This window comes from Actinokineospora alba (assembly GCF_004362515.1).
GTDB classification, from domain to species: Bacteria; Actinomycetota; Actinomycetes; order Mycobacteriales; family Pseudonocardiaceae; genus Actinokineospora; species Actinokineospora alba.
The window spans coordinates 2,949,589-2,972,282 of record NZ_SNXU01000001.1 but is presented as its reverse complement, the minus strand read 5'-3'; the positions used below and the strand labels follow the sequence as shown (position 1 = coordinate 2,972,282).

Sequence of the window (22,694 nt, the reverse complement as noted above, 5' to 3'; positions counted from 1 at the left end):
CCTTGAAGGAAAACCACATGACGAACGCAGCACCGCTTTTCAACCCTGCACGCGGGCGTGAAATCACGGTCGTCGGCATCGACGGCGCGGGTAAGTCCACCCTCGCCACTCGCCTGCATCAGGCCCTCAATGACGCCGGCCAAAAGGCGGTCCTGATCGGCAAGCACAGCACCGACGTTCCCATGGACCCGGAGCTGTCCGCCTACGTCGATCAGCTCAACGCACTGGTCTACCGCCGCGACGCACGCGTTGCCCAGGCGTGCGGCGACCACTACTGGCTGCTGGCACTGGCCGCCTGGTACACCCTCCAGGACAAAATCGTGATCCAACCCGCGCTCGCCGCCGGAACCCACGTGGTCCTCGACAACGCCCACCACAAGATCCTCGCCCGCTACGCCATCAACCCCGACGTCTCCACCAGCCTCGCCGAGCAGGTCTTCGCCCACCTCACCGAACCCGACCTGGTGTTCTTCCTCCGCATCGACGCCCGCGCGGCACTTGCCCGCAAAGGCGAGTTCAGCTCCCTGGAAACCGGTCACTCCGGCGGCGACGACGAGGACTTCATCCGCTACCAGGACCTCGTACTCGCGAAGCTGCAAGAACATGAGCAGCGCGGCGGATGGCTGTCCATGAACGTCACCCACATCGACCGCGACGCGGTCTACAAACCGCAGCCGCAGCCCTCGCCGACCGCCTCCAGCTCACCCTCTGATCCCCCCGACTCACCACGAGGACTGCACCAAATGCCAGTGACCCGACCGACCGACGGCGAGTACGTGTGCCACGGCGTCACGTGGGCGACCGGAGACCCCCGGCTGCTGCTTGCGCCGCTGCCTGACGGGTCGCTGGTCTACACCGAGATCATGCACCAGCAGCTCGGGTTCGCGATCGGTACCGGCCGGTGGTGCACCGGCCGATACCAGTTTGTCGACACCGTGCGCGTCGAAGCAGTCGCCTGCCTCGACCGCGCCCCTGCCGGGCAGAGCGGCCAGTGCGCCCGGTGCTTCCGCCAGGACGAGTTCCGCTTCGCCCACCAGTTCCACCAGGACGGCCGCGCCCCCGAGGCCCTGCGCCGGTACATGGAAAAGCCGCACCTGTTGTACCTGGCCACCTTCGCCGATGGCGCCACCAAGGTCGGCACCGCGGCTGAGCCGCGCAAGCGGTCCCGCCTCGACGAACAGGGCGCCCTGTTCGCCACGTACCTGGCCGAGAGCCCGGACGGTCGCGCCGTGCGCCACCTCGAGGACGCTCTCACCCGCACTCTGCACGTGCCCCAGACCGTCCGGGCCACGACCAAGCTCAAGGCATTGGCCAACCTGACCGACTTGACCGCCGCGAGTGCGACCCACGACCACCACGTCACCCGCGCCGCGGACGCGCTCGCCGTCATGGACACCTCGGCGATGCTGGAGAAATGGACGCCTCCCGCCGAAGGCGACCGCATGCGCGTCACTGACGGCGTTCGGGTGCTCTATCCACACGACCTGCGCGAGGGCGAGCACGGCTTCACCATCGTCTCGTGCGTCGGCACCCAGGTGCTGGCCATCCTGCCTGGTGACGACCAGGTGGGCTACGTGCTCGACCTCGGCGCCCTCAAAGGACGCCGCATCACCGTCGGCCCCTTCACATCGCCCACCGCCGCAGTCCAGAGCTCTCTCTTTTGATCGTTCCCGCCTGGCGCGTGATCGTCTGTTTCGTCGACGGCCCCGGCAACAGTGAAGCGAGGTACCCACGATGACTCCCCTGGACGCCGTTCTCGGCTGGGACGAGGACACCACCGCCGAGGCGTACGCCGCATTCACCCGCGACTTCCCCATGTACGCGGCCACCAGCCGAGACCTTGCCCGCCGCGCTGAGTTCACCGACGGCCGCCTGGTGGTCGACCTGTGCGGCGGAGCCGGCGCGACCGCAGAGGCAATCCTCGAACTCGTCCCGATCGACGCCCAAGTCGTCTCCCTGGACAACGCCGCTGCCATGCAGCGCGTTGGCCGACGCACCCAGGCCGACCCGCGCCTGACCTGGGTCACCGCCCCAGCCGAAGACCTGGCCGACCACGTTCCCGGCGCGGCGGATGCCGTGGTGTGCAACTCCGCGATCTGGAAGACCGACGTGCCACAAGTGTTCGCCGCCGTCCGCCAGGTCCTACGACCCAACGGCCGGTTCGTGTTCAACGTAGGCGGAGGCTTCGCCGGCGTCCGCCACCCCGACGACACCAGCAAGCGCACCGGACCATCGCTGAACACCTTGATTCATCAGGTCGCCGCCCGTGACTACGGCTACGCCCCGCCTCCAGCCGCCGAGGCAGTTCCCAAGCTGCCGCTGGACACGATCGCCGAGCACCTGTCGGCCGCCGGGCTGACCGTGCTCGACACCGAGGTCGTCGCCCAGCACAGCACGATGGCCGAGAAGAAGGCGTGGCTGTCGATTCCGGTCTTCGCTCGCCCCGACGGGGACTTCACGCACGCTCAGCGAATGGACATCCTCGACAAGGCGTACTCGCTGACCACGCCCGACACCCCCACCGTGACGAGCTGGCTCGTCGTGGTCGCGCAGCGACCCATGGAATTACGTTGACCGCCTCGCCGCCGCCGGCCAGTAGCCGCGGCAGCGGGACAAAGTACTGCGACCACGCGGCCGTTGGTGTGCTCATCTCCTCTCCGGAGGGGCTGCTGGTCTTTGAACGGGCGAGGCCCCCGGCGGGGATCGCACCAGTCGCCGGTCACCTCGACCAACACGGAGGGCCCGAGCAAGCCGCCCACGTTGAGGTTGCCGAGGAAGTCGGCCTGACCGTCACCTCCCTTCACCTGCTGCTGACCGCGTGGCGGCCCAACCACTGCCGTCGGCCGACCAGCGACCGCGTGGGCCATCAGTGGTGGATCTATCGGGCCCAGACGTCCGGACCGATCCGACCTTCGGCCCAAGAGGTGCGTGCCCCCGCTGGCTGCACCACGATCAGCTCCAGCAATATGCGCACCGCACCGCGGCCTATGCCGGAAGGCAGCTGAGCGAGGAGCAGTTCACCGCAAAACCAGGCTTGGAGCCGGTGTGGGTTCGATTCCTTCACGAGTTCCAAACTGGTGACGCTGCCCGACGACATCCTGAATCTGATCGACAAGGTCCTCTGACCGTGAACCGGCAACGGGCCTCAGTGCGCTCGCACTACGTTGCCTGCTGCCAATCGGCGCACGTACCGGCGGATACGGTCGCGGTCCTCGGGGAACACGCTCTCCCACGTCTCGTCCAGGTCAACCCACCTCGACGGCTGCCCAGTCTCTCCGCCGAGCGGCACATCACGGCCGACGACAGCCCCGTAAGACAGGCTCAGCGTCGAGGCCCAGTCGGCACGGAAGGAGCGGACTGCCACTGCGGCCGGCACAGGCAGCAGCTCGCCCGCTACGCCCGCCTCCTCCGCGAGTTCACGGGCCGCGGCGGACCGCGGCGTTTCACCCGGCTCGACCTTGCCGCCAGGCGGTACCCATCCACGAACGCGGTGCCGCACGAGCAGGACGTAGCTGTACGTCGGGTCAGTGACCCAGACCTCGGCCGCGAGCGGCTCCATCAGCGTCTGATGGGCGCGCAGCCACGCCTGGGCGTCGTCGAACTCCATCGCAGCAAGGTGCGCATCGGCGACCGCCGCTTCCACGGTCAACTGGTCAATCACCTGACCCAGCCTATGCCGACGTCGTGGCTAGCCCTGACATTGCAGAGAGGGCGACGCGGTTTCGTGTCACAGCTTTCGACGATGATCATCGCGAGCATCCGAGGGCTGCCATACCCCGAATGGTGGAACCCGTCAGCGACGAGTGCACGCTTTCGTGCAGGTCAGGCCAGGCGATGCCTCAGCGGCATCGTCCGGACGTGCTTGTTGGCATAGCACCTTCGCAGTTGACTACCTCGGGGCTGTGCCGAGAGGACCGTGCTGCCTTCTCGACGCGCGCTCCGGCGAGCACAGTCCAGTTCTGTCAACGACGGTCGAATCTGAACCCCCGGTGGTCGGTTGAAATCTGACCCCCTGGTTGATTGTTGATCTAGTTAGTCGTTGGTTTTGGCTGCTGGGACGCGGCCGAGGTCGCGGTCTTTGAGTCGGTAGCTGTCTCCCTTCATGGAGATGACCTCGGCGTGGTGGACGAGGCGGTCGATCATCGCGGCGGCGACAACGTCGTCGCCGAAGACCTCGCCCCAGCGCCCGAAGGGCTTGTTCGAGGTGACGATCACGCTGGCTCGTTCGTAGCGGGATGAGACGAGTTGGAAGAACAGGTTCGCGGCCTCGGCCTCGAACGGGATGTAGCCGACCTCGTCGACGATGATCAGCGGGATCCGGCCGAGTTTGACCAGTTCGGCCTGCAGCCGACCGGCGTGGTGGGCCTCGGCGAGGCGGGCGACCCATTCTGCGGCGGTGGCGAACGCGACCCGGTGCCCGGCCTGGCAGGCTCGGATGCCGAGCCCGATGGACAGGTGGGTCTTGCCGGTGCCGGGTGGGCCGAGGAACACCACGTTCTCCTTGGCGGCGATGAAGTCCAACGTTCCGAGGTGGGTGATCGACTCCCGTTTGAGGGAGCGTTGGTGGTCGAAGTCGAAGTCCTCCAACGACTTCCGCGACGGGAAACGTGCGCCGCGGATGCGGCCCTCGCCGCCGTGTGATTCCCGCGCGGCGACCTCGCGCTGCAGGCAGGCCGCCAAGAACTCCTCATGCGACCATGATTCGGCGCGGGCTCGTTCGGCCAAGCGCTCGACCGCGGCGGCCAGCGACGGCGCCTTCAACGCGCGGGTGAGATAGGCGATCTCGCTGGAAACGTTGCGGCTATTGGTGCTGGTCTTGGTGGCCATCAGGCGATCTCCTCGTTCGCGCTGTCGGCCAGGCCGAACATGCGGTCGTAATCAGTCAGGGCTCGGTGCTCGACATCGGTGTCGATCGCCGGGACCGCGACCAAGCGGCGGGCCTGCCGCAACTGGGCCGCCGCGGCGGCATGGGCGGGATCGGTGATGCTCTGATGATCTGCCCAGCACCGTTGATGGCGGGCGATCTCGGCGCCCTCCAGAGTCACCATGACCTGATCGAGGCCCGCGACGATCTCGACCCGGCGGCCGACCGCGGCCGGATGCACCGAGTAGTCGTTGGAGTCCACCCGAACGTAGTGATCACGCGGCAGGCGGGTCGTCGCCCGCCAACCCACGACTGGGGCGACCGGCGGCAGTTCGAGCATCGCGGCCCGGTCGGCGTCCCACCGATCGGCCGGGCGGCAGCCCAGCCTGCGGTGCTGGCGCTGGTTGGCGCGCGTCGCCAGCCACTCGGCCAACTGAGCGTTGAAGTCGGTCGGTGAGGTGAAGCTGCGGCCGGGCAGGAACGAGGTCTCGAAGTAGCCGTTGACCCGCTCGACCAGGCCCTTCGATTCCGGATCGGCCGGTCGGCACTGGACGACCTTGATGCCCAGAGTTCCGCGGAAGGCGTTCATCGTCTCGGTGAGCACCGGTTTCCCTCCACGCCACTGCCCGACCGCGGACTCGTTGTCCCAGACCAGCGCCCTCGGGACACGGCCCCACCCGTCGAGCAACGCCCAGTGCCCGGCCAGCAGGTCCGGTGATTGCCGCGACGGGATCATCATCGCGGTGATCACCCGCGAATAGCCCGACACGATCACCAGCACCGGCGGCCGCCCGACCTGCCCAAACCCCAACGGCACGTCCACCGGCGGGAACCACAGATCGCACTGCGCCAGCTCACCGGGCTGATAGTCCATCCGGCTGGCCGGGTCCGGCGGCGCGAACAACGGCCGCAACTCCCGCACCCGGTCTTCAACACCGTCAACGACCTGGTCCAGCCGATCCGCTCGGCTATCACCGTGGTCGGCATCGTCGGCCACTGCGCCAACAACTGCCGGATCTGCGGCTCGACCGCATCCACGATCGACCCACGGGCCGGACGCTGATACCGCGGCGGGCCTTCCGCGGCCAACGCCCGACGAACGGTGTTACGGCTGACACCGAGCTGCCGGACGATGGCCTTGATCGGCATCCCCTCAGCCCGATGAAGACGGCGGATCTCCGCCCAGTCCTCCACGTTGAGCACTCCCTACTGTCAACGGGGGTCAGATTTCACCCGTCGCCAGGGGGTCAGTTTTCACGCGTCGCCGACACCGCCGACGCCCGACCAGCGGGGCAAACCCAAACCGTGGCCCACCGACCGCAGTCCCAAACGTCGGCCCGGCCGTTCGACCACGACCCGAGCGCCCTCAAGCAACACCGCTCGAGCAACTGCCGCGCTCGGGGCCAATGCCAACGGGACGTCTCACAGCAGCGGAAGATGCCGGCGGATCGGCCACGCACACCAGGACATGGCGTTTCCCTTCAGGTCGCACCAGATATGGATTCGTCGAGGTACGTGCACCGGGCCGGGGATTTGGTTCACGACAGGCGCAGCCTCGGTCGAGATCATCACCGGGCAGCCAACGGGCTGTGCGGAGCGCGTGCAGGCGGCAGGCAGTGAGCAGGCGCCCTGGGAAGCGAGGACCAGCAGGATGCCGCCGACGGTGAGACCCGTGCAGCCGATGGCAGCGGCGGGCACGCCGGCAGGCGCCAGCGAACTGGCAGGCCCGGTCGCAGGCTGCGGCCTCCGCTCGGACGCACAGAGCCCTTCTGGCTTTGTCAATAAGGGGATGTCCAGCTGAACTAACTGACCAGGTTTCTCGGCCTGTTTGGGCAGACTTGCGCAGGCTGTATGCCAATCCGCGCGTGTCGCTGGCAGAGTGGATTCTGCTCGCTATATTTGGGCAAAGTTGTCGCGGACTCGGTTCACGTGTAAGGAGCCCGAAATCGGATGATCGGCTGGGATCGTTGCGGCGACACTATTATCGGAATACTTAGTCCTCGACAGATCCGCTGGTTGCGAAAACACTTAACCGACTATCGGCATCGTGTCGACAGGGGGTTGTCTGGATGTTATGACGACCCTGTTCTCATGGCCGTGTTTGCGAACAACGCAGAAGGCAACCTTGATCTTCGACTACATCGGGCGCGGCAATCGATTACGGTGTTACTTGATGCTCTGCCCGCACGCGGAGGTGTCATCGAAGTTTACGGCGATATGAGTCGCATGACATGGGTCTGGACTCTACAAGACCTTCGTGTCGCCGTCGCGGCACGACTTGCTGGTTTGTCGAACACTTCGGCCTCAACTGCCGGTGTCGACGCGCAAGCCAAGCTGCAGACCTGGCTCTCGGGCATTGTTGAATCCCTCGTGAATGCGGGCGAAATGCCGCTGATTCCCAACGGTCCGAACAACGGTTCTCAGTCGTGGCAATAACAGCGGAGGAGTGTTCATGTCGCAGCACCAAGCACATCATCAACGAGACGACGACGAATCCGAGCTGGAGCTGGCGAGCGAAGCGGGCGCAGCCTCTCGCGCGGAGAAGGAAGACGAACTCGACGCGCTCATTGAGGACATCGATTCGATTCTCGAAAATACTGTGATCGTTGAGCAATACGTTCAAAAAGGTGGGCAATAGTCGTCACAGCACTGCCACGTCATGCTTCGCTCGTGGGTGGCGAGGCAACGCGTCAGCGACGGCCCTCCTACCTATGTCATTCTGCCGAGAAGCGAGAGTACATTCCGTGCCTCCTGGGCAAATTTCTCGCGCGCTGGAGTGAACGTGATGTGGTCGGGGGCCTACGTTCGCTTCGAGGACCGTGATGGCAGTGGACCTTTCGAGTTTGTCGGACAGACACCTTGGGATCGGCACGACTCACCATAAGCGAACTCCAGCGCGATCAGTTCGACGGTACCCTGCAGGGCCTTGCTCATGCCGGTAAGCGCAGTTTGGCCGGTGGCCCGGTGGCGTGGCCACGCCACCGGGCCACCGGCGGAGTACTTGGCGGCGAGAACGCCGAGCCGTCCAGCGGTCCGGGCACGAGCAGCCAGTTGACCCGCGGGGCAAGGGTTTGCCTGAACGCGCCCTTGTGCTCGGCCACCAAGCTCCGAGCTTGGTCTTGCCCGGGGGCACCTTCAGCTGTGGGGCACGGTCTCAGCCTGATTCACCCACGTCCGCAACGCTTCGGGGTGCACACCGAGCTGATCGGCGATCCGCTTGATCGCCCCACCGGCCGACACCGGGTCCCGCCTCGCCTCAACCGCCAGACGAGTCGCCCGCTCACGCAACTCGTCCGGGTACTTCCGTGGTGCCGCCATGACTCCGAATCCTCCGGGTGTTCGATGTCTCCATCAAACCCGGGGCGGGGCACTGGGCGAGGTCAAGCGTCTCCTGGCACACCTGATCACCATCACCCCCGACCGCGCCAAGGCCTGGGCCCGGTCGATCAAACCAGATGTGGTTGTCGTCTACCGTTCGGACGCCCGTCGGTCGATCACCCCGAGCACGCTAACGACCGGACTACCGAAGTCACCCGGTAGTCGCTGTCAATCCCGACGATGGCGTTGCCGCTCCACTGGTCGTTGCACGAGGAGTTGACCGGCCCGTACTGCCACGACCCGTCCACAACCTTGTTGTCCCGCACTGTCGACTTCTGCCCGGCGACGTCATAGATGCGCAAGCTGAAGCCGCCGCCAACGACGAGGTTGTTCTCGGCCCAGAGCGCCTTGCTGCCGTCGGCGTTAAAGATGGGAGCAGTGCTGTCCGGCGCGCCTCGCTGGTCGAGGGTGTTGTGGATCAGTTTGATGTTCGTACCCGCCTGGTAGCCCTGGTAGCCATCAGAGTGGAATCCAGGCTCAGAGCACAGACGCGCGTAGGAGTCACGGATGAGGATGTCACTCGCGCCGGTGGTTGTGCTGCCCCGGAACGCGTCTCCGAATGAACGCACGTGCACCCGCTCTGCGGTGTAGTTCTCCGACGCCAAGCCGATTCCACCATTGCAGCCGGTGGGTGCGCCGATCGTGGAGTCGGTCACCGTGTACCGGCCGCGTGAGGGATAGTTGGTGATGCCGCCATAGATCTCGGAGTTGCGGATCGTCGCGCCGCCGCTGCCGACTATGAGACGGCCGGTGATGCGTTTGCCGTCGATGACCGCGCCGGCTGGTGCGGTGTAGTCACCCGAGATCACCGTGTAAGCAGTAACGCCCCTCGCCCCGGTGTTATTCGGGTTCGGGTACACCGTGGTCGCGTTCGTGGTCGTATTCGTGGTCGTGGTGGGCGTCAGCGTCGTGGTCGTGGTGGGCGTCGTGGTCGTGGTCGGCCGGACGGAGGTGGGGTTTATCGGCGGAGTCGTTGAAGCGACTGTGGTCGTGGGCTTCACAGTCGGACACGGCCACACTGTGACCCCGATGACGGTGGTTGCAGTCGGGGGTACCACATTGGAGTATGTGTATTCGACGCAATTGGTGTCATCGGCTAGTCGACCGCCGCCGGAAACCGGGCCACACCCGGCGGCGAACAGGAGTATGAGGACAAGAAGCGGGGGAAACTTGCGCATTGTGGTGCCTTTCAGTTATCCCCCATCAGACGGAATTATTTGCGGTCGGCCGATTACTTCGGCAAGAACAGACCGACATCGGATGATGTGGTGCACTTAGACGGCATGACTGCGCCAACGGTTCGTCGACGATCACGCAGAGCGTGGCGGAACCCCGATCCAGGCAGCCGCTACAAATTTGATCCTCATTGCGGCGTGCCGAGCTGCGAAACACATGCGCCTACGGCGGAGTCCGTCATTCGTCCCACCACCTAGTAACCAGACGATGCCGAGCGATCTCGACATAGATGCATACGGCGAATTGCCTATCCGTGAGCCCCAGGTTGCGTCCCTGTGCTTGTCCGTGCAACGGGGGTGATGCCTAGTTGCCCGCCATCGCGCGAATAGGTGCCCGAAGGGACCGCCCCGACAGTGCCGTGCCGACCTGGCTCCGAACCGAGACCAGTGCCACCAGGTTGACATGCGGCGACCCGGACCGCGACGCGGTGACCGGGAACGCGGTCTACAAGCACGTGCTTGGGAAGCGTGGCGTCGCACCAAGCCGTGCGGATCGCCAGCGCGGACACAGTCCCGTCGTAGTCGCAGGCGACCAGACGTCGGGGCCAGCCAGCAAGACGAGGGCGCGACGCAGGTTGGCGGCAACTGCCGAGGCCCCGGACCGGTTGTCGAATAGTGAGGCCACAGCCGCTCGCCTGGAGTGTTCAGAGCCTGTTCGGAAGTCTCTGAATCGCCAGGTTGGGCGAACACCCGTAACTGGGTCTTAATCAGCGGGCACGATGTCCGAAGGTCCAAGCAAGATCAGGGTGTCGAGGGGCAGCGGTCAGGCGACGCGCCGTCGACGTGGTGCCACTCATCAGCCGCATATCGGGCAGACTGGGCGGTGTGGGAGGGCAAAGGCCCAGTCGTGCTCGGGACCCCTGCTATGCGCGGGCGTTCCATGGTGATACGACATAGGAAGGCCGACGCGATGACCGCGACCACAGCGTACGACAATCCGGACCTGACACTCACCGATTGCCCTTGGCCGATCACCCAGGATGACCGCGGCCGCTTGGTCCTCGAACTGGGCGAGGTCGCCGCGCTGTCCATCCGCGCGGGCCGAGCGGGCGAGGCACTGTCCTGGTTCGCAGGCTCAGCGATTCGACCCACGGTGCTGACAAGAACCGGGCGGACTCTGCAGTGGGTGTTCCTCACGCAGCCGGAGACCGCCATGTCCCTGGCCACCCGAGCGGACCTAGCCTACCTGAGCGCGTGTTCGCTCACTGGCCGCGTTCTGCTGCCGCCCGCCGAATGCGACGGTGTCGCGATCCGCTGGGTGATCGGGCCGCTGCCGACCTGGGAACTGCCGCGCTGGCAGCACGTGGTCGCCGCGACGCGCGCAACTTTGGCGGCATAGGCTCTTGGCGCCCATCCGTGGGTGTGTCATCGGCCTGGGAGGGTTGTCGGTGACCGCTGTAGGCGAGCAGGGTTAGCACGATCAACGATTCGGGGTTGCGGAACCCGAATGCGATCCGGGTCGCCAGCAGGATTTGGTGTTGATCGACACGACCAACCCGTTGGACAGGTCTGTGAGCGAGTGTTGCGTGGAGCGGGGTAGGGCCTTACCCCCGGATGTTGGACACGGGGTTATGCGGCGTGTGTGAGCGTAGCGGGTTTCGGTAGCAGGCTGTTTTCGTAGTCGATCGGGGAGATCTGTCCGAGGTGGGAGTGGCGGCGTCGGGTGTTGTAGCGGTGCAGCCAGCCGAAGGCGGCCGGTCGTACTTCCCTTTCGCTGTCCCAGTTTTGGGCGCCTTGGAGGGTCTCGCGTTTGACGGACGCGTTGAGGCTTTCGGCTTCGGCGTTGTCGGCCGAGCTGCCGATCGCGCCCATGGACTGGGTCACCCCGGCGGCTCGGCTGGCGCTCCAGCCAGGCTGCCCCTGGTGCGCTCGGCGGCGGCGAGGGCGTCGATGACCAGTTCGGTGCGCATGTGGTCGGCGATGGCCCAGCCGACCAGGCGGCGCGAGCACAGGTCCATCACGGTGGCCAAGTAGCAGAACGTGCCGTCGGCGATCGGTAGATACGTTATGTCGCCGACGTAGCGGGTGTTCGGCGCTTCAGCGGTGAAGTCCCTGCCGAGCAGGTCCGGGGCCTTTACCCCGGCGGGGTCACCGAGGGTGGTGCGGTGCCGGCGGCGCAGCCGCAGCCCGGCCAGGCCGATCCCGCGCATCACCCAGGCGACACGCTTGTGGTTGACCACGTGCCCAGCTGCGCGCAGCTCGGCGGTGATCCGCAGGACCCCGTAGGTGCCTGCCGAGTCGCGGTGGATCGTGCGGAACGGGGCCGCCAGCCGGTCGTCATCGGCAGCACGGGCCGCCAGGTCGGGCGCAGAGGCGCGCCAATGGTAGTAGCTGGACCGGGCGATCCCGATCACCTGACACAACCGCTTCACGCCGTGGCGGCGCTGGTGGTCGGCGACGAACTCCGAAGCGCACCAGCGCGTCTCCCCGACGAAATACTTGGCCGCCTTGCGCAGGATGTCGCGCTCTTCCTCCAGCTCGCGGACGCGCCTGCGCAGCGCGGCGGTCTCGCCCTCCGACGGCCCAGGCACCGCTGGGGCCGCCCCGGTCGCGACCCGTGAGCCGCTACACCGTTCCTCGTCGAGCCGGATCCAGCTGCGCAAAGTCTCGGAGTTGACCCCCAGGTCCTCGGCCACCGACCTGATCGTCGCGCCCGGCCGGGACCGGTACAACGCGACCGCCTCGGCCTGAACTCCGGCGGATAGTGCTTCATCACCGTTCCGTGATCGCCGCGACAATCAGTGGGCAGCGGGTTCATCGCGCCAACGTCGCCGGGCGATTACCATCCTGACCGGACGGTCACCGATCGACGTCCGACTGCAACGAAGTGATCGACCTGCGGCACTTGAATTGCGGGCTTCTCGGAATCTCGATGTGCCGGGGTGGGTTTTGGCTACTCTCCGGTTGTGGTGGCTATCGGGGCGCGACCGAGGTCGCGGCCTCTGAACCGGTAGCTGTCGTTTCCGCTCGGCAGCGAGAGACGCACTTGTCCGCACACCAACGCGCTGCCAACACGCACCTGTCTCCAGGACGTGTTGGCAGCGCTCGCTTGCTACCCGATCACAGGTATTGCCGGGTGAACTTCCACCGGTGCGGGGTGTAGGCGTAGTGGTCGGAGTAGCAGGTGGTGGCCGCGTACACATTGCGGGAGTCAATGCAGGCGTGGGAGAAGTTTGTCCAGCTCCCGTAAGCCTCCAGGCGCACGTCCTGCCAGTCCGCACCGAGGCCGCCCAAGGTGGCCCTGGAGTCGGCCCCCGCGGTGAGCGCGACCTTGATGCCGCCGCCGAGCATGTTTTGGACGTACCAGGCGGAGATGTACCTGTTGTGGTGGTCGCTCCGGATTTGCACCAGGTCATGCCCGTCTGAAGTGCCGATCGAGTTCACGACCCACTTCTGCCTTGAGTTGTTGAAGTTGGGGTCGCACGGGGACATGGAAACGACCCAGTCACCCGCGGTGAGGCACTGGCCCGGTTGGTCGATGCTCTCGATGAGATTGCGCCCCAGGTACTCCGCCTGAGCCGAGGGCGCGACAAGCACCGCCCCGAACAGTGATGCGAAGACGAGAGCCAAGGTCTTGAGAAGACGGTTGTGGTTGCGTCGGTTGATGCTCATGGCGGATCCCCAATGGCGGCGATGGGCTGGGAGGGGTGGATCAGGGGCTCTTAAGATTCCCTTAGCACGCAGCAAAGGTAACTCTCGAGGGCGACGCAGGTCAGCGCCAGGTTCCCGGGAGCGTCAGAAGGGAAGACCACATTGCCCTCTCTGCCCGCGTCGGTCCGCGACGGTCCGCGACGCAGCTGGCGGGGCGCATGCTGATGCGTTGCACAAGAACGGGCTGTCGCTGGGGGTGGAGCCATTCGGACGTCTGGCTGTCCTGTGAGGACCTACCCTTTGGCTGTTCACCAGGGCCGTTTCGGTCGTCCGCGGCCAAGATGTTGGCCAGGCGACCAACTTCCGCCGGCTACGTAGCTCTTGACTGAGAACCCACGCGGATCCGGTTTCGCCGCCCTACCTTTCTAGCGCCCGAGCGACCGCTGGCCTACCAGGAGAAGGGCAACTTCGACTGGACGCCGTCGCATGTGGATGAGTGGTCGCTGTGGCTGACCGGCGAGAAGCACCTCGCCCCGTTCACGATCCGCAACTATCAGATGGAGCTTCGCCTGCTCAGCGAGTTCCTCTGCGACGGGCGCTACAGCTGGGTCACCGCGTGCGAGGAGGAGTTCGGCTCGGGAGCGCATACGGTGCCGATCTGCCACGAGTGGAACACCCACGCGCACTTGCCGCAGTACGAGGGCAGCCGGAGGCCCTACCTCTTACTCGCGAGGAACTGCAGCGGCTCCTCGACTACGCCCAATTCCGATCACACAGATTCCTCAACGCGCTCAAGGGTTCCGGCCTGATCGGCTCGATGGGCAGGGTCGGCGCCTGCGGCGACAACGCCGCGATGGAGTCATTCTTCGCCCTGCTTCAGAACAACGTGCTCGACCGCCGACGCTGGGACACCCGTGACGACCTCCGTCTGGCGATCGTCACCTGGATCGAGACCAAATACCACCGACGACGCAGCCTGGGACGACTCACACCAATCGAGTTGAGACCCTCTACAAGGCCACCGGGGCGGCCTGAGAACCATCAACCCCGAGAGTCAACCAGACCGGGGGCAGTCCCATTCTCCGCGTCCTCGAACCTGAACGCATCCACCTGATCACGATCAAGGCGCAGCAGGTAACTGGCTCCTTCCGACACCAACAGATCCGACGCGCTACGTTCCCGCTGCGGCTCCAACGCACGCCGCAACGACGAGATGTGGATGTGCAAGATGCCCTTGCCGACACCGGCACGGTGTCCGCCCATAGACGGGGCCACCAGGTCATGTGTGGACACGACTCTGCCCGCGGCCAACGTCAGCATGCCGAAGATCGCCTGCGCCTGGCCAGAACCGAGTACGACCTCGTGGCTTCCCCACCACGCGCGGACGGGACCGAAGACCTGTACCTGCAACGACAACCCAAGCTTGGCTGCGCGCACGGACATGTGGGGCCCTCACGTTTCTGCCCCACCGTGAGCGTACTGATCCAGAGCCCGGTTATCGGGTGCCTTGCGTCGAGTGTTTCCGATGCCGATGTTGCGATCGGGCAAACATTACGCATCGTGATTGACCAACGAACCACATCGAGCCAGGCGAATTCACGGTTTCTCGGTTGCCCCAACAGGATGAACCGTGGTCGACCGCATTAACACACCCGGACGTTGACTCCGAAGGAGGCAGGACATCACGTAAGCGGGAGGTACATATGACTAGGCCCCCTGAGAGTGAGCGGCTTCCGGTCGGCAGGCACGGACCCGGTCGAACCGACTCTTGAGGAACCGACGTTTCTGCTCGGCCCGAACGGCGCGGAGCAAGATCGCGTTCCCGCACGCGATGCCTGATGTGGTTGACTCCGAGTGCGTCCTGCATCGCTTCCAACGCAAGGACTTTCACGCCCCGTGGGAGAAACGCCGGGAACCAAACGGGAGTGATCGGAAGCTGAGGTTGTCTTCCCTGAGCTTGTAGGACTTGGTCAGGTTGTTGAGAGTTCGCCGCGTCGAATTTCACCATTGGTTGTAGTTCGACGAGTTGACAGCAGAAAACTCTGCTGATGAAACCGTTACCAATCACCTCAACGACCGCCAACTGCGCTGGCAGTGGCGATGATTGGATCTACCCGCGCGCCAGGGACTCACGTGCATGTTGCGGCCACTACGTGCCAACAAGGCAGGGGACGCAATGTCAATAGGCCACTTCCTTCCCTCGGGGCCCTGATTCGGGCAATCCTGCAGGTATGGAAGTGCAATCGCCCCTGCAGTAGCTGGCAGAACATCGACGCGAGCTCGATCATGTACGCAGACGCAGCATCATGACCGTCACTGACGTTAAAACCGGAGGATCATAGCGTGTCCCTCACGAAGAAGTTCGCCACCGTAGTCGCGGCTGCCAGTCTAGGTATTGGCGGTGCCACTCTGACTGCAAGCACGGCAGAGGCCGCGACCGCGTCGTTCCAGTTGTGCAACTACGGCTCCGACTACGTTGTCAGCGCTGAGTTCCCGGATCTCGGCGGGTTCTCGACGTATGCGGTCTCGCCCGGCCGGTGCACGACTACCAGTGTCTACACCGGGGCGCGTTTCGACCTGCGTGTCCGTCACACAAACAGCCCACTTACCTTCTGGACACATCTGGACCGGACCTACAGCTCCGGCCGTACCCTCGTGCAGACCTGGGCCAGCTTCAAGTCGTTCACCTACGGCAAGCTGCCGTACTGACCCTATTGGCGACATGCGGAACGACGCGCGACTTACAGTTCGCGCGCCGTTCCGCATGTGTGAAGCCTTCCGTTTGCGTCGCGTTCGTGGCTGCCTGTTCGGGTGGCGTGGTCGACTTGCCGGTTCGGTGAACGGGGGCTGGTTGAGTCTGTGGGCCATCTCGGCGAGATCAACGGTTCCACCCGCCGTTCGCCGACGGCGTCGTCGCCGAGTACGCGGGCCTCGCCCCGGCCGCGGGCAAGGGCGGCAACCGCCAGGCGTTCATCGACATACTGTCCAACGCCGCCGACCCGGCCGCGCACTCGACCCTGACCGGCGCCGCCCCGTAATTTTGCCGGAACCCTGGCACGCCACCCGAGGCGTCGCCCAGATGCGCAGCCTCACCATAACGGCCTGACCGGTCACCGACAGCAGATGACGCCGCCGTCAGGGTGTGTCAAACGAACGGCTCTGTCCATGATTGCGTGATCAAGTATGGCGTCCGCGGTCGCGGTGCGGTCAGCCGGTGAGAAGAATTCTTTTGCGTAGCAGGCTGAAGCCGGCTTTGCCGTAGGCCTGCCGCTTGAGCAGCTTGATCTTGGTGTTGACGCCTTCGGTGGGTCCGTTGCTGTAGGGCACGGTCAGGCCCGCGACCGCCGCGTCGCGGTCTTTGTCCAGTCCGTTGAGGTAGGAGTCGAAGCCGGGCAGTGCGTCCGCTCGGGTGGTGGCGATCCAGTCGGGAAGGTCCTGGCCGCGGCGCCCGGTGAGGATGGCGGCGAACTCGCGTATCCGAGTGGTGAGTGTGGTCATCTCGGGGCAGGTGGTGATCAGGTCGTCGAGGTGGCGGCGAGTTGGTCGGGCAGGTCCGCCGGGCGGCTCATGAGCCAGGAGACCAGGCGGCGTGGTGAGAGTGCGACGCGCTCGGGATCGGCCCGGCCCTGGTTGATGTAGCGCACCAGGAGGGTGGCGCTGCCGGTGTACCTCTGCTCGCGGATCTCGGCCAGGATCCGGGTGACCGTGGATCTTCTCCGCCAGGCGCTGCCCAACCAAGTCACGGTGCGGGTCGACCAGGCAGGCACCGGAGCGCGGCGGACGCAGCAACTCCTCTATGCGCTCGGCGCGGACGTAGCGCTTGACCGTGTTCAGCGCCCAATTAGGCCAGCCGCCGCGCGCACTCCAGCAGCCCGGCACCCTCGGCGAGCAGGTCGTGCACGGCGGCGAACCACTCGCGTGTGCGTGCAACTAGCGCCGAGTCCGCCGGACTGAAGATGGTGTTCCAGCAAGCGCAGTGAGCAACGATCGCCTCCTCCACTGCGGCGGCCAGGTTGTGCCACAGATGCCACCGGTCGCCGGCCTGCACTGCGTGCGGCACGGCGGACCTGCTCGGCGAACGTCGCGGCCGGACAACTTGCCGCAGGCGCACGCGCAATCGCAGCATCACCGGCTGACGGCCACGACGACGTCGGCCAGCCCACGGTCATAGCGGCTGTGGCCCGCCGGGATCGGCTGCCGCAGGACGGGCAGACACAGCCCTCCGCCTTGACACGCGCCCACATCAGCACGCCTGATGCGGTCTGCTCGATCCGCTCGACCAGCACACCCACCAGGTGCGGCAGGAGCACGTCCAACCACTGACGATCACACAGCAGACATGATCACAAACCGTCGCCGCGCGCCCGGACCTGGGCCCAGTCAGTTGATCACGCAATCATGGTCAGAGCCTCTTGTTTTACGTCCCTGGTCGCGCTTGACGTTTTCCGACGTCATGGCATACGGCTGGCTTGCGGTTCTTGGAGCCAGGTGGGCGCCCAGGGCCGGGCTTGCCGGGTTTCGGCGCACTGGCCTCACTGCCAGGATCGTGCACACTCGTCACGCTGCCCTTGGATCGATCTTCACTCCGTCACAAGAGGAATGATCAACCAAGGCCTACGTTCATGATCAGCCAGGGCCGACCCTCGATGCCGATGGGTTAAAGAACAAGCTGAGCGCACTTTCGAAATCTACAACAAACCCGAGTTGCCACAAAAGGACGACGTCAGAGCGATAGCCAAACCACGCCGTGACGACCCGCCCGGAAGACTCTTTCGACTTCCGGGCGGGCCGTCACGATCTACCTAATTCGCGAATCTACCGCATTGTGACGTCATTTGTTCAGCACCCAGTGCTGGTTGGGCTGCCCACAATCTGCCGAGTACACCTGAGCATTTGAGTAGCGTGTCACGCAGATGGGCGGAGCCATGTTGGTGGCGTTGCTGTGAGAAGACCTCAAGGTCACGTTTGCCCAGCTGGAACCAACCCCGTCGATCTTCTGATAGTCCGACGAGAAAGATCCAAACGGCGCCGTGAAGACGACCGGCCCATTTACGCGGTACTGGGTCAAGTAGAGGTTCGTCGCCGCATTCTTGAGCCGGTACTGCTGATGGCCGTCGATAGCCGAGGTGGTGTTCGTCTTCGTGACCAGCCAGCGCTGGTACTGGTTGTCCCAGTTGCACGGGTTGGTGTAAACGTCACCGGCGAAGTTGCTGTCCAGACATTGCCCCGAACGGGCGCCGTTGTCGTAGAGGAACTCGAACTGCCCGTTGTCGTAGGCCTGCGCAGCCGGGGCGACCACAACTAGGGTGGTGATGGACGCCACAACAAAGGCAAGGCCCCGAAGCAGATGCCGACGAATGAATCGATTTGACTCCATGGCGATCTCCCAGTTTGGACACGAATGACCCAAGCGGCCACCAAATTCCGCCGGCGCCATTAAGAGAATATTAAGACGGTAGCCCCGCAGAGGACTGAGTGCGATAGCCGGGGGCGCGCGCGCACCGGTCAGGTAGCCCTGACTGCCCGATTGACTCTTGACTCTTGGCACTCGGCATCTGCGGTGAGCTACTGCCGTGACCTGCAGGAAGGAGTAGTCGTGAAGGCGCCGACGGTGACGATCGACGCCCTACCAGGGCCAACTGGATTTGCGTCGAGGGAGGCTGGTCAGCCGGTGAGCCGATCGATGCGAGGAGAGCCGGTTGTTGATCCGGCAGCGCACCAGTACGGCCTGCACGGTCAAGGCTGACAGTTCCAGCCTACCGGCGTCCCAACAGAGCCCAGCCGGTGCTGGGGTTGCCCCGTTTGAGGGACAGGATCGGTCACGGACCTCACCGGACAAGCGCTGCTGGACATAGTCCCGCAGCCGCTCGTTGACGACGAGCTTGGCGACCTTCGGGCGCCTCGCGCGCCGTTCGGCATGCCACTACGCCGTCGAGGCCTTGCAGTCGACACCGTAGGTCCGGGTGGACGCGTTGCGGCGCAGCTCTCGGGAGATCGTCGAGGCATCCCGGCCCAACCGCCTGGCAACCTCGCGCACGCCGAGACCTTGAGCGCGCAACAACGCGATGTCCTCACGCTCGACGAACGACAAGTACCGGCCAGAAACCGTCGTCGGCAGTCGCGGCTTCACCCCGCCAGCGTGACGGAACCACTGGTAGCCGACCGGCGACGACACACCGGCCGCAGCCGAGGCGTCATCGGTCAGAACGCCGGTCGCGATCGCAGCCCAGAACCTCACACAATCCTCGCACCACGCGACCGTCGGCAGGCCCGGTGACGGCAGCTATCCCCGGTACTCCCGAACCTGCCTCTGCCTCGGCCCGCCTGCCATAGCTCCACCTCTCGATCAAGGGGTTTTGCGACGACCAGTTGAATCCGCCCAATACACCTCGGCCGAGTTCCGCCACACGCTCGCCGCCCTGGGCGCACGATCGTCGATGGGCAGAGTCGGCTCCTACTACGCCGTCGCCGAGTCGTTCTTCGCCACCCTCAAAGCCGAGATGGGCTCCCAGGGTTTCGACAGCCGAGACCACGCCCGACTACCTCGACAACCTCGACAACTACAATCACGACCGTCTACATTCGACACTCGGCTACCGAACCCCACACGAAACCCGCATCAGCCACAGTCCACATCGCCCTCGCGGCATGAAACCCCGGTGTCCGACTCCCGAGGGGAACCTCACTCCGCCCGGGGCGGCCTGTGCGTGGACTCCAACTGGAACGGTCAGGCGTACGGGCTCAAATGCAACGGCGGCAACTATTCAGCGTTGGCGCCTCATCCTCCGCTGAGCACCCATCCGCCAGTCGCGAACCGAGCCCACGGCGGCGTTGTCCGTGCCACCCGCGGACAGCGCCGCCCGCGGCGACCCGGGTTGAGGAAGACCGGCACTATCGTAGATCAGGACTTGACGCAGTCTCGTGACCAGGAACGTCACTCCCGATGACCGCTTGCGTGCGTTGTGTGAGCAAGTACGCCAACATTGGTAACACCGCTTCCATCTCCCGCAGGACGCGAGTTGAATGTCCGGCATGACCAGCCTCGCTGACTCGCCATCTGGACCGGCTTTCGGCCAGGTACTGCTGCGGTATCGAACCGCAGCCAGGCTGTCGCAATCGGACATGGCCAGGTTGTCGGGCTTGAGCGTTCGCGCACTGCGAGAGCTGGAACACGGACGAGCATCCGCCGCACAGGAACGGTCGGCTGAGTTGCTGGCCAGCGCGCTCAAGCTAGGCGGAGATGAACGGGAGTCGTTCATCCTGCTGGCCAAGGAAGGGCGTCGGCGGTCTCTTCGTTCGGGCAACAGGACGATGTTGTACGCGCTGCCTGCGGCGCCCGCGCTGGTCGGCAGGGAACGCGAGCTGGAACAGCTGTCCCGTGCGGCCGAAACGGGTGGCGTCATGGTCGTGATGGGGCCACCTGGAGTAGGCAAGACCTCACTCGCCGTGGCGGCCGCTGACCGTCTCACCGCGCAATTCCCGGACGGCTGTCTCGCCCTCGACCTGCGGGGCGTCGACGATCACCCGATCTCCGCGGCCGCGGCGTTGGAGCGGATGCTGACCACGCTCGGCGTCCCGGCCAACCGTATCCCGGCTCTTGAGATCGACCGCAGCTCACTGTTCCGCACGTTGTTGCGGGATCGTCGTGTGCTGGTCGTACTGGACAACGCCGCGGACGAGGCCCAGGTCCGGCCGCTGCTGAGCAGTGGTGAGCGCAGCCTGACGATCGTCACATCCCGCCGTTCGCTTGCAGGGCTGGAGGCGGCCCACTGGCTCACCCTCGATGTGTTGCCCGCGGTGAGTTCACTCGACCTCTTGGCCGAAATTGTCGGCGATGAGCTCGTGCGAGGCGAACCAGAAGCCGCCGCCGAGGTAGTGCGCCTGTGCAGCAACCTCCCCCTGGCAGTGCGGATCGTCGGCAACCGCCTGGCGACCCGGCGACACTGGTCGCTCGCCTACCTGGTGCGACAGTTGCAGGACGAACGGACACGGCTGGACTCGCTGTCGGCAGGCGACCTGCAACTACGCTCGGCGTTCGAGGTCTCGCTGCGCAGGCTCAGTCCCGGGGCGCAGTTGGTGTTCCGCCGCCTCGCTCTCGTCCCTGGCGCTCACTTCGATGACGACCTCGCCACCATCGCGACCGGAGTATCCCCCGCCGAGATCGACGCCTACCTGGACGAACTGGTCGAGGCGTCATTGCTGAATGTGATGTCCGCGCCGATGCGGCTGCAGTTCCACGACCTGATCCGCCTCTTCGCAGGCGAACGCTTGGCGGCGGATGAGCCTGGCGACGTGCGGGCACAGCTCAACGAGGGTCTCTGCGCCTACATACTGGAGAAGACCACGGCGGCGGGCCGGTTGTTCCTCTCCACCGTGTCCGAGGTGCCCGCGGACAGCCCGTTCCAATCGCAGGACGCGGCCAAGGAGTGGCTGGACCACGAGGCAACCAACTGGTTGGCGGCATTGCGGCAGGCGGCGGCGCTCGGATGGCACCGCGAGGTGGTCGACTGCACCTGGACGCTGCACAACTACTCACATGGCAGGGAGTCGCGACACCGCTGGAACGAGGTGTTCGAGTTCGGCGTGAACGCGGCGAGGGCGCTGGGCGACCGAATCGCGGAGGTCGACCTGCTCACCCAGCTCGGATCGGCGTATCAATGGGGCCTGGCCGACAGTGAACGCGCGCTGAGCACGCTCCGTCCGGCACTGGCACTCGCCGAGGAGATCGACTACCGCTTGGGGATCACAATCGCGAACTCGATCCTGGGCTCGACGCTGCTGAGCCTTGGACAGATCGAGGAGGGCATGCAGCGCAGCCAGCGCGCCTACGAGATGTCGACGGGGTATGACTTCTGGGTGACCAGGTTCTGGATGACACTCTCGCTGGGTGCCACGCTGGAGGCGTTCGGCCGGTTCCCAGAGGCGCTGGCGTTGCTCAGCCCGTTGCTGTCCGAGGCGAAGAGCCGAGCCGACCAGACCAACCCGGAAATGGCCGCCAAGGTGACGGTGCTCGCGCTCACGCACATCGGCGACTGCCTCGCGGGCCTGGAGCACTGGGACGAAGCAGCACAACACTTCCACGAAGCGGCCGAACTCACTGTGCCAGGCCAACCCGCCTATCACTACCACAACAAAGCGGAACTGCTGCTACGCGAAGGCACCGCCTGGCGCAATGCCGGGAAACACCAGCAGGCGCGAACTCAACTGTCGCTCGCGATCGACCTGTTCGACAACACGGTCAACCGCGACGAACGCGAGCGCGCCGAGGCGGAACTCGCCTTGCTGCCCGCCGAAGGGGCTACGTCGGCCGACTGAGTCGACAAGACAACGACCCAAAGCATCTGGACGACGGCAGTCAGCGCGGCGATCTTTGCGCGCTGTCCGACCTGACATGGTCCTTATAAATGATGCGTCGCCGGCCAAGTACTCGCTGTGAACAGACGTGGCAAGGAATGCGACTTTCCCCACTCAAAACATGTTAAGTCCACTTGATACGATCGCGGACGAAATTTCGGACCGTAAATTCTACGACACCTGACACAATACGAGAAAGCGGATTGCCCTCCTGGTCGTCCAACATTGCCCTTTTGCCCCGAGTCTCAACGTCCGACTCTCTTCGTCACCAA

General features: G+C 65.1%; 20 protein-coding genes and 4 pseudogenes. 10 read left to right on the top strand and 14 right to left on the bottom strand.

Translation table 11 applies throughout. From position 1 onward, the window contains the following. The first annotated feature begins 17 nt into the window (after window positions 1-17). The 3 genes from C8E96_RS34040 to C8E96_RS34635 all read left to right on the top strand — a co-directional run bounded on the left by C8E96_RS34040 (window position 18) and on the right by C8E96_RS34635 (window position 3,005). Entirely contained in the window at window positions 18-1,664 is a 1,647-nt protein-coding gene (locus C8E96_RS34040; RefSeq protein WP_228769796.1) for a DUF2797 domain-containing protein, read from the top strand. Between the two features lie 70 nt (window positions 1,665-1,734). Further along, window positions 1,735-2,574: a class I SAM-dependent methyltransferase gene (locus C8E96_RS13760; protein WP_091373140.1), complete on the top strand. Its 840-nt coding sequence runs from the start codon at window positions 1,735-1,737 to the stop codon at window positions 2,572-2,574. Then, the gene (locus C8E96_RS34635; RefSeq protein WP_407642622.1) at window positions 2,571-3,005 is read left to right on the top strand and encodes an NUDIX hydrolase; all 435 of its coding nucleotides are present in this window, start codon (window positions 2,571-2,573) and stop codon (window positions 3,003-3,005) included. Before C8E96_RS13760 ends, C8E96_RS34635 begins: the two co-directional genes overlap by 4 nt. A 140-nt stretch (window positions 3,006-3,145) precedes the next feature. On the opposite strand, the gene C8E96_RS13750 is transcribed toward C8E96_RS34635, so the two are convergent. The 3 genes and pseudogenes from C8E96_RS13750 to istA all read right to left on the bottom strand — a co-directional run bounded on the left by C8E96_RS13750 (window position 3,146) and on the right by istA (window position 6,067). Further along, on the bottom strand, window positions 3,146-3,661 hold the full coding sequence (locus C8E96_RS13750) for an NUDIX domain-containing protein (RefSeq protein WP_324187089.1): 516 nt from the start codon (window positions 3,659-3,661) through the stop codon (window positions 3,146-3,148). Window positions 3,662-4,032: 371 nt separating this feature from the next. After that, on the bottom strand, window positions 4,033-4,827 hold the full coding sequence (gene istB, locus C8E96_RS13745; protein WP_091373137.1) for an IS21-like element helper ATPase IstB: 795 nt from the start codon (window positions 4,825-4,827) through the stop codon (window positions 4,033-4,035). Next, window positions 4,827-6,067: pseudogene (gene istA / locus C8E96_RS13740) on the bottom strand (IS21 family transposase). The gene istB and the pseudogene istA overlap by 1 nt, the downstream one beginning before the upstream one ends. Window positions 6,068-6,814: 747 nt before the next feature. On the opposite strand from istA, the gene C8E96_RS13730 reads away from it, so the two are divergent. Both C8E96_RS13730 and C8E96_RS13725 read left to right on the top strand, forming a co-directional pair. Beyond that, on the top strand, window positions 6,815-7,300 hold the full coding sequence (locus tag C8E96_RS13730) for a DUF2017 family protein (RefSeq protein WP_133794433.1): 486 nt from the start codon (window positions 6,815-6,817) through the stop codon (window positions 7,298-7,300). 16 nt (window positions 7,301-7,316) lie between these two features. Continuing rightward, the gene (locus tag C8E96_RS13725) at window positions 7,317-7,502 is read left to right on the top strand and encodes a ubiquitin-like protein Pup (protein ID WP_133794431.1); all 186 of its coding nucleotides are present in this window, start codon (window positions 7,317-7,319) and stop codon (window positions 7,500-7,502) included. 497 nt (window positions 7,503-7,999) lie between these two features. On the opposite strand, the gene C8E96_RS13720 is transcribed toward C8E96_RS13725, so the two are convergent. The 3 genes from C8E96_RS13720 to C8E96_RS33255 all read right to left on the bottom strand — a co-directional run bounded on the left by C8E96_RS13720 (window position 8,000) and on the right by C8E96_RS33255 (window position 9,253). Then, window positions 8,000-8,182 carry a transposase gene (locus C8E96_RS13720; RefSeq protein WP_091373127.1) on the bottom strand — a complete coding sequence of 61 codons (183 nt, stop codon included), beginning with the start codon at window positions 8,180-8,182 and terminating at the stop codon, window positions 8,000-8,002. A 176-nt stretch (window positions 8,183-8,358) separates the two neighbouring features. Then, window positions 8,359-9,051: a hypothetical protein gene (locus C8E96_RS13715; RefSeq protein ID WP_166657986.1), complete on the bottom strand. Its 693-nt coding sequence runs from the start codon at window positions 9,049-9,051 to the stop codon at window positions 8,359-8,361. A 31-nt stretch (window positions 9,052-9,082) separates the two neighbouring features. Next, window positions 9,083-9,253 (bottom strand): hypothetical protein, encoded by a 171-nt coding sequence (locus C8E96_RS33255; protein ID WP_166657985.1) that lies wholly within the window; start codon window positions 9,251-9,253, stop codon window positions 9,083-9,085. Window positions 9,254-10,387: 1,134 nt separating this feature from the next. Here C8E96_RS33255 and C8E96_RS13710 point away from each other — a divergent pair. After that, window positions 10,388-10,816, top strand: coding sequence for a hypothetical protein (locus tag C8E96_RS13710; protein ID WP_091373124.1), 429 nt, complete (start codon window positions 10,388-10,390; stop codon window positions 10,814-10,816). 230 nt (window positions 10,817-11,046) lie between these two features. Here the strand turns inward: C8E96_RS13710 and C8E96_RS13705 are convergent. Next, a pseudogene (locus tag C8E96_RS13705) lies at window positions 11,047-12,215 on the bottom strand (IS3 family transposase). Window positions 12,216-12,537: 322 nt separating this feature from the next. After that, window positions 12,538-13,089: a hypothetical protein gene (locus C8E96_RS13700; RefSeq protein ID WP_091373120.1), complete on the bottom strand. Its 552-nt coding sequence runs from the start codon at window positions 13,087-13,089 to the stop codon at window positions 12,538-12,540. Between the two features lie 467 nt (window positions 13,090-13,556). Here C8E96_RS13700 and C8E96_RS33250 point away from each other — a divergent pair, with 467 nt between their 5' ends. Next, the gene (locus C8E96_RS33250; RefSeq protein ID WP_166657829.1) at window positions 13,557-13,877 is read left to right on the top strand and encodes a hypothetical protein; all 321 of its coding nucleotides are present in this window, start codon (window positions 13,557-13,559) and stop codon (window positions 13,875-13,877) included. Then, window positions 13,826-14,068, top strand: a pseudogene (locus C8E96_RS13695) (integrase core domain-containing protein); the annotation flags it as partial. The gene C8E96_RS33250 and the pseudogene C8E96_RS13695, both read left to right, overlap by 52 nt. A gap of 41 nt (window positions 14,069-14,109) precedes the next feature. On the opposite strand, the gene C8E96_RS13690 reads toward C8E96_RS13695, so the two are convergent. Continuing rightward, window positions 14,110-14,511 carry an AfsR/SARP family transcriptional regulator gene (locus C8E96_RS13690; protein WP_133794427.1) on the bottom strand — a complete coding sequence of 134 codons (402 nt, stop codon included), beginning with the start codon at window positions 14,509-14,511 and terminating at the stop codon, window positions 14,110-14,112. Window positions 14,512-15,411: 900 nt separating this feature from the next. Here C8E96_RS13690 and C8E96_RS13685 point away from each other — a divergent pair. Then, window positions 15,412-15,777, top strand: coding sequence for a hypothetical protein (locus C8E96_RS13685; RefSeq protein WP_091373117.1), 366 nt, complete (start codon window positions 15,412-15,414; stop codon window positions 15,775-15,777). A gap of 498 nt (window positions 15,778-16,275) precedes the next feature. Here the strand turns inward: C8E96_RS13685 and C8E96_RS13680 are convergent, their stop codons facing one another. From C8E96_RS13680 to C8E96_RS13660, 5 genes and pseudogenes are all read right to left on the bottom strand, one after another. Continuing rightward, the gene (locus C8E96_RS13680; RefSeq protein WP_091373113.1) at window positions 16,276-16,566 is read right to left on the bottom strand and encodes a transposase; all 291 of its coding nucleotides are present in this window, start codon (window positions 16,564-16,566) and stop codon (window positions 16,276-16,278) included. Window positions 16,567-16,583: 17 nt separating this feature from the next. After that, complete coding sequence (locus C8E96_RS13675) at window positions 16,584-16,802, bottom strand: hypothetical protein (RefSeq protein ID WP_091575000.1); 219 nt, start codon at window positions 16,800-16,802, stop codon at window positions 16,584-16,586. Between the two features lie 107 nt (window positions 16,803-16,909). Beyond that, the gene (locus C8E96_RS13670; protein ID WP_133794425.1) at window positions 16,910-17,128 is read right to left on the bottom strand and encodes a hypothetical protein; all 219 of its coding nucleotides are present in this window, start codon (window positions 17,126-17,128) and stop codon (window positions 16,910-16,912) included. A 771-nt stretch (window positions 17,129-17,899) separates the two neighbouring features. Then, window positions 17,900-18,505, bottom strand: a complete 606-nt coding sequence (locus C8E96_RS13665) for an RICIN domain-containing protein (protein WP_133794423.1) — start codon at window positions 18,503-18,505, stop codon at window positions 17,900-17,902. Window positions 18,506-18,889: 384 nt separating this feature from the next. Further along, a pseudogene (locus tag C8E96_RS13660) lies at window positions 18,890-19,351 on the bottom strand (transposase); the annotation flags it as partial. Window positions 19,352-20,091: 740 nt separating this feature from the next. Between C8E96_RS13660 and C8E96_RS13655 the strand changes: the two are divergent. Next, the gene (locus C8E96_RS13655) at window positions 20,092-22,383 is read left to right on the top strand and encodes an XRE family transcriptional regulator (RefSeq protein ID WP_324187119.1); all 2,292 of its coding nucleotides are present in this window, start codon (window positions 20,092-20,094) and stop codon (window positions 22,381-22,383) included. Window positions 22,384-22,694 lie beyond the last annotated feature (311 nt).

Coding starts and splice junctions, on each gene's coding strand:
- C8E96_RS34040 (WP_228769796.1), top strand. CDS start 18: ATGACGAACGCAGCACCGCTTTTCAACCCTGCACGCGGGCGTGAAATC.
- C8E96_RS13760 (WP_091373140.1), top strand. CDS start 1,735: ATGACTCCCCTGGACGCCGTTCTCGGCTGGGACGAGGACACCACCGCC.
- istB (WP_091373137.1), bottom strand. CDS start 4,827: ATGGCCACCAAGACCAGCACCAATAGCCGCAACGTTTCCAGCGAGATC.
- C8E96_RS13730 (WP_133794433.1), top strand. CDS start 6,815: ATGATCGGCTGGGATCGTTGCGGCGACACTATTATCGGAATACTTAGT.
- C8E96_RS13725 (WP_133794431.1), top strand. CDS start 7,317: ATGTCGCAGCACCAAGCACATCATCAACGAGACGACGACGAATCCGAG.
- C8E96_RS13720 (WP_091373127.1), bottom strand. CDS start 8,182: ATGGCGGCACCACGGAAGTACCCGGACGAGTTGCGTGAGCGGGCGACT.
- C8E96_RS13710 (WP_091373124.1), top strand. CDS start 10,388: ATGACCGCGACCACAGCGTACGACAATCCGGACCTGACACTCACCGAT.
- C8E96_RS13700 (WP_091373120.1), bottom strand. CDS start 13,089: ATGAGCATCAACCGACGCAACCACAACCGTCTTCTCAAGACCTTGGCT.
- C8E96_RS13690 (WP_133794427.1), bottom strand. CDS start 14,511: ATGTCCGTGCGCGCAGCCAAGCTTGGGTTGTCGTTGCAGGTACAGGTC.
- C8E96_RS13680 (WP_091373113.1), bottom strand. CDS start 16,566: ATGACCACACTCACCACTCGGATACGCGAGTTCGCCGCCATCCTCACC.
- C8E96_RS13665 (WP_133794423.1), bottom strand. CDS start 18,505: ATGGCGCCGGCGGAATTTGGTGGCCGCTTGGGTCATTCGTGTCCAAAC.
- C8E96_RS13655 (WP_324187119.1), top strand. CDS start 20,092: ATGTCCGGCATGACCAGCCTCGCTGACTCGCCATCTGGACCGGCTTTC.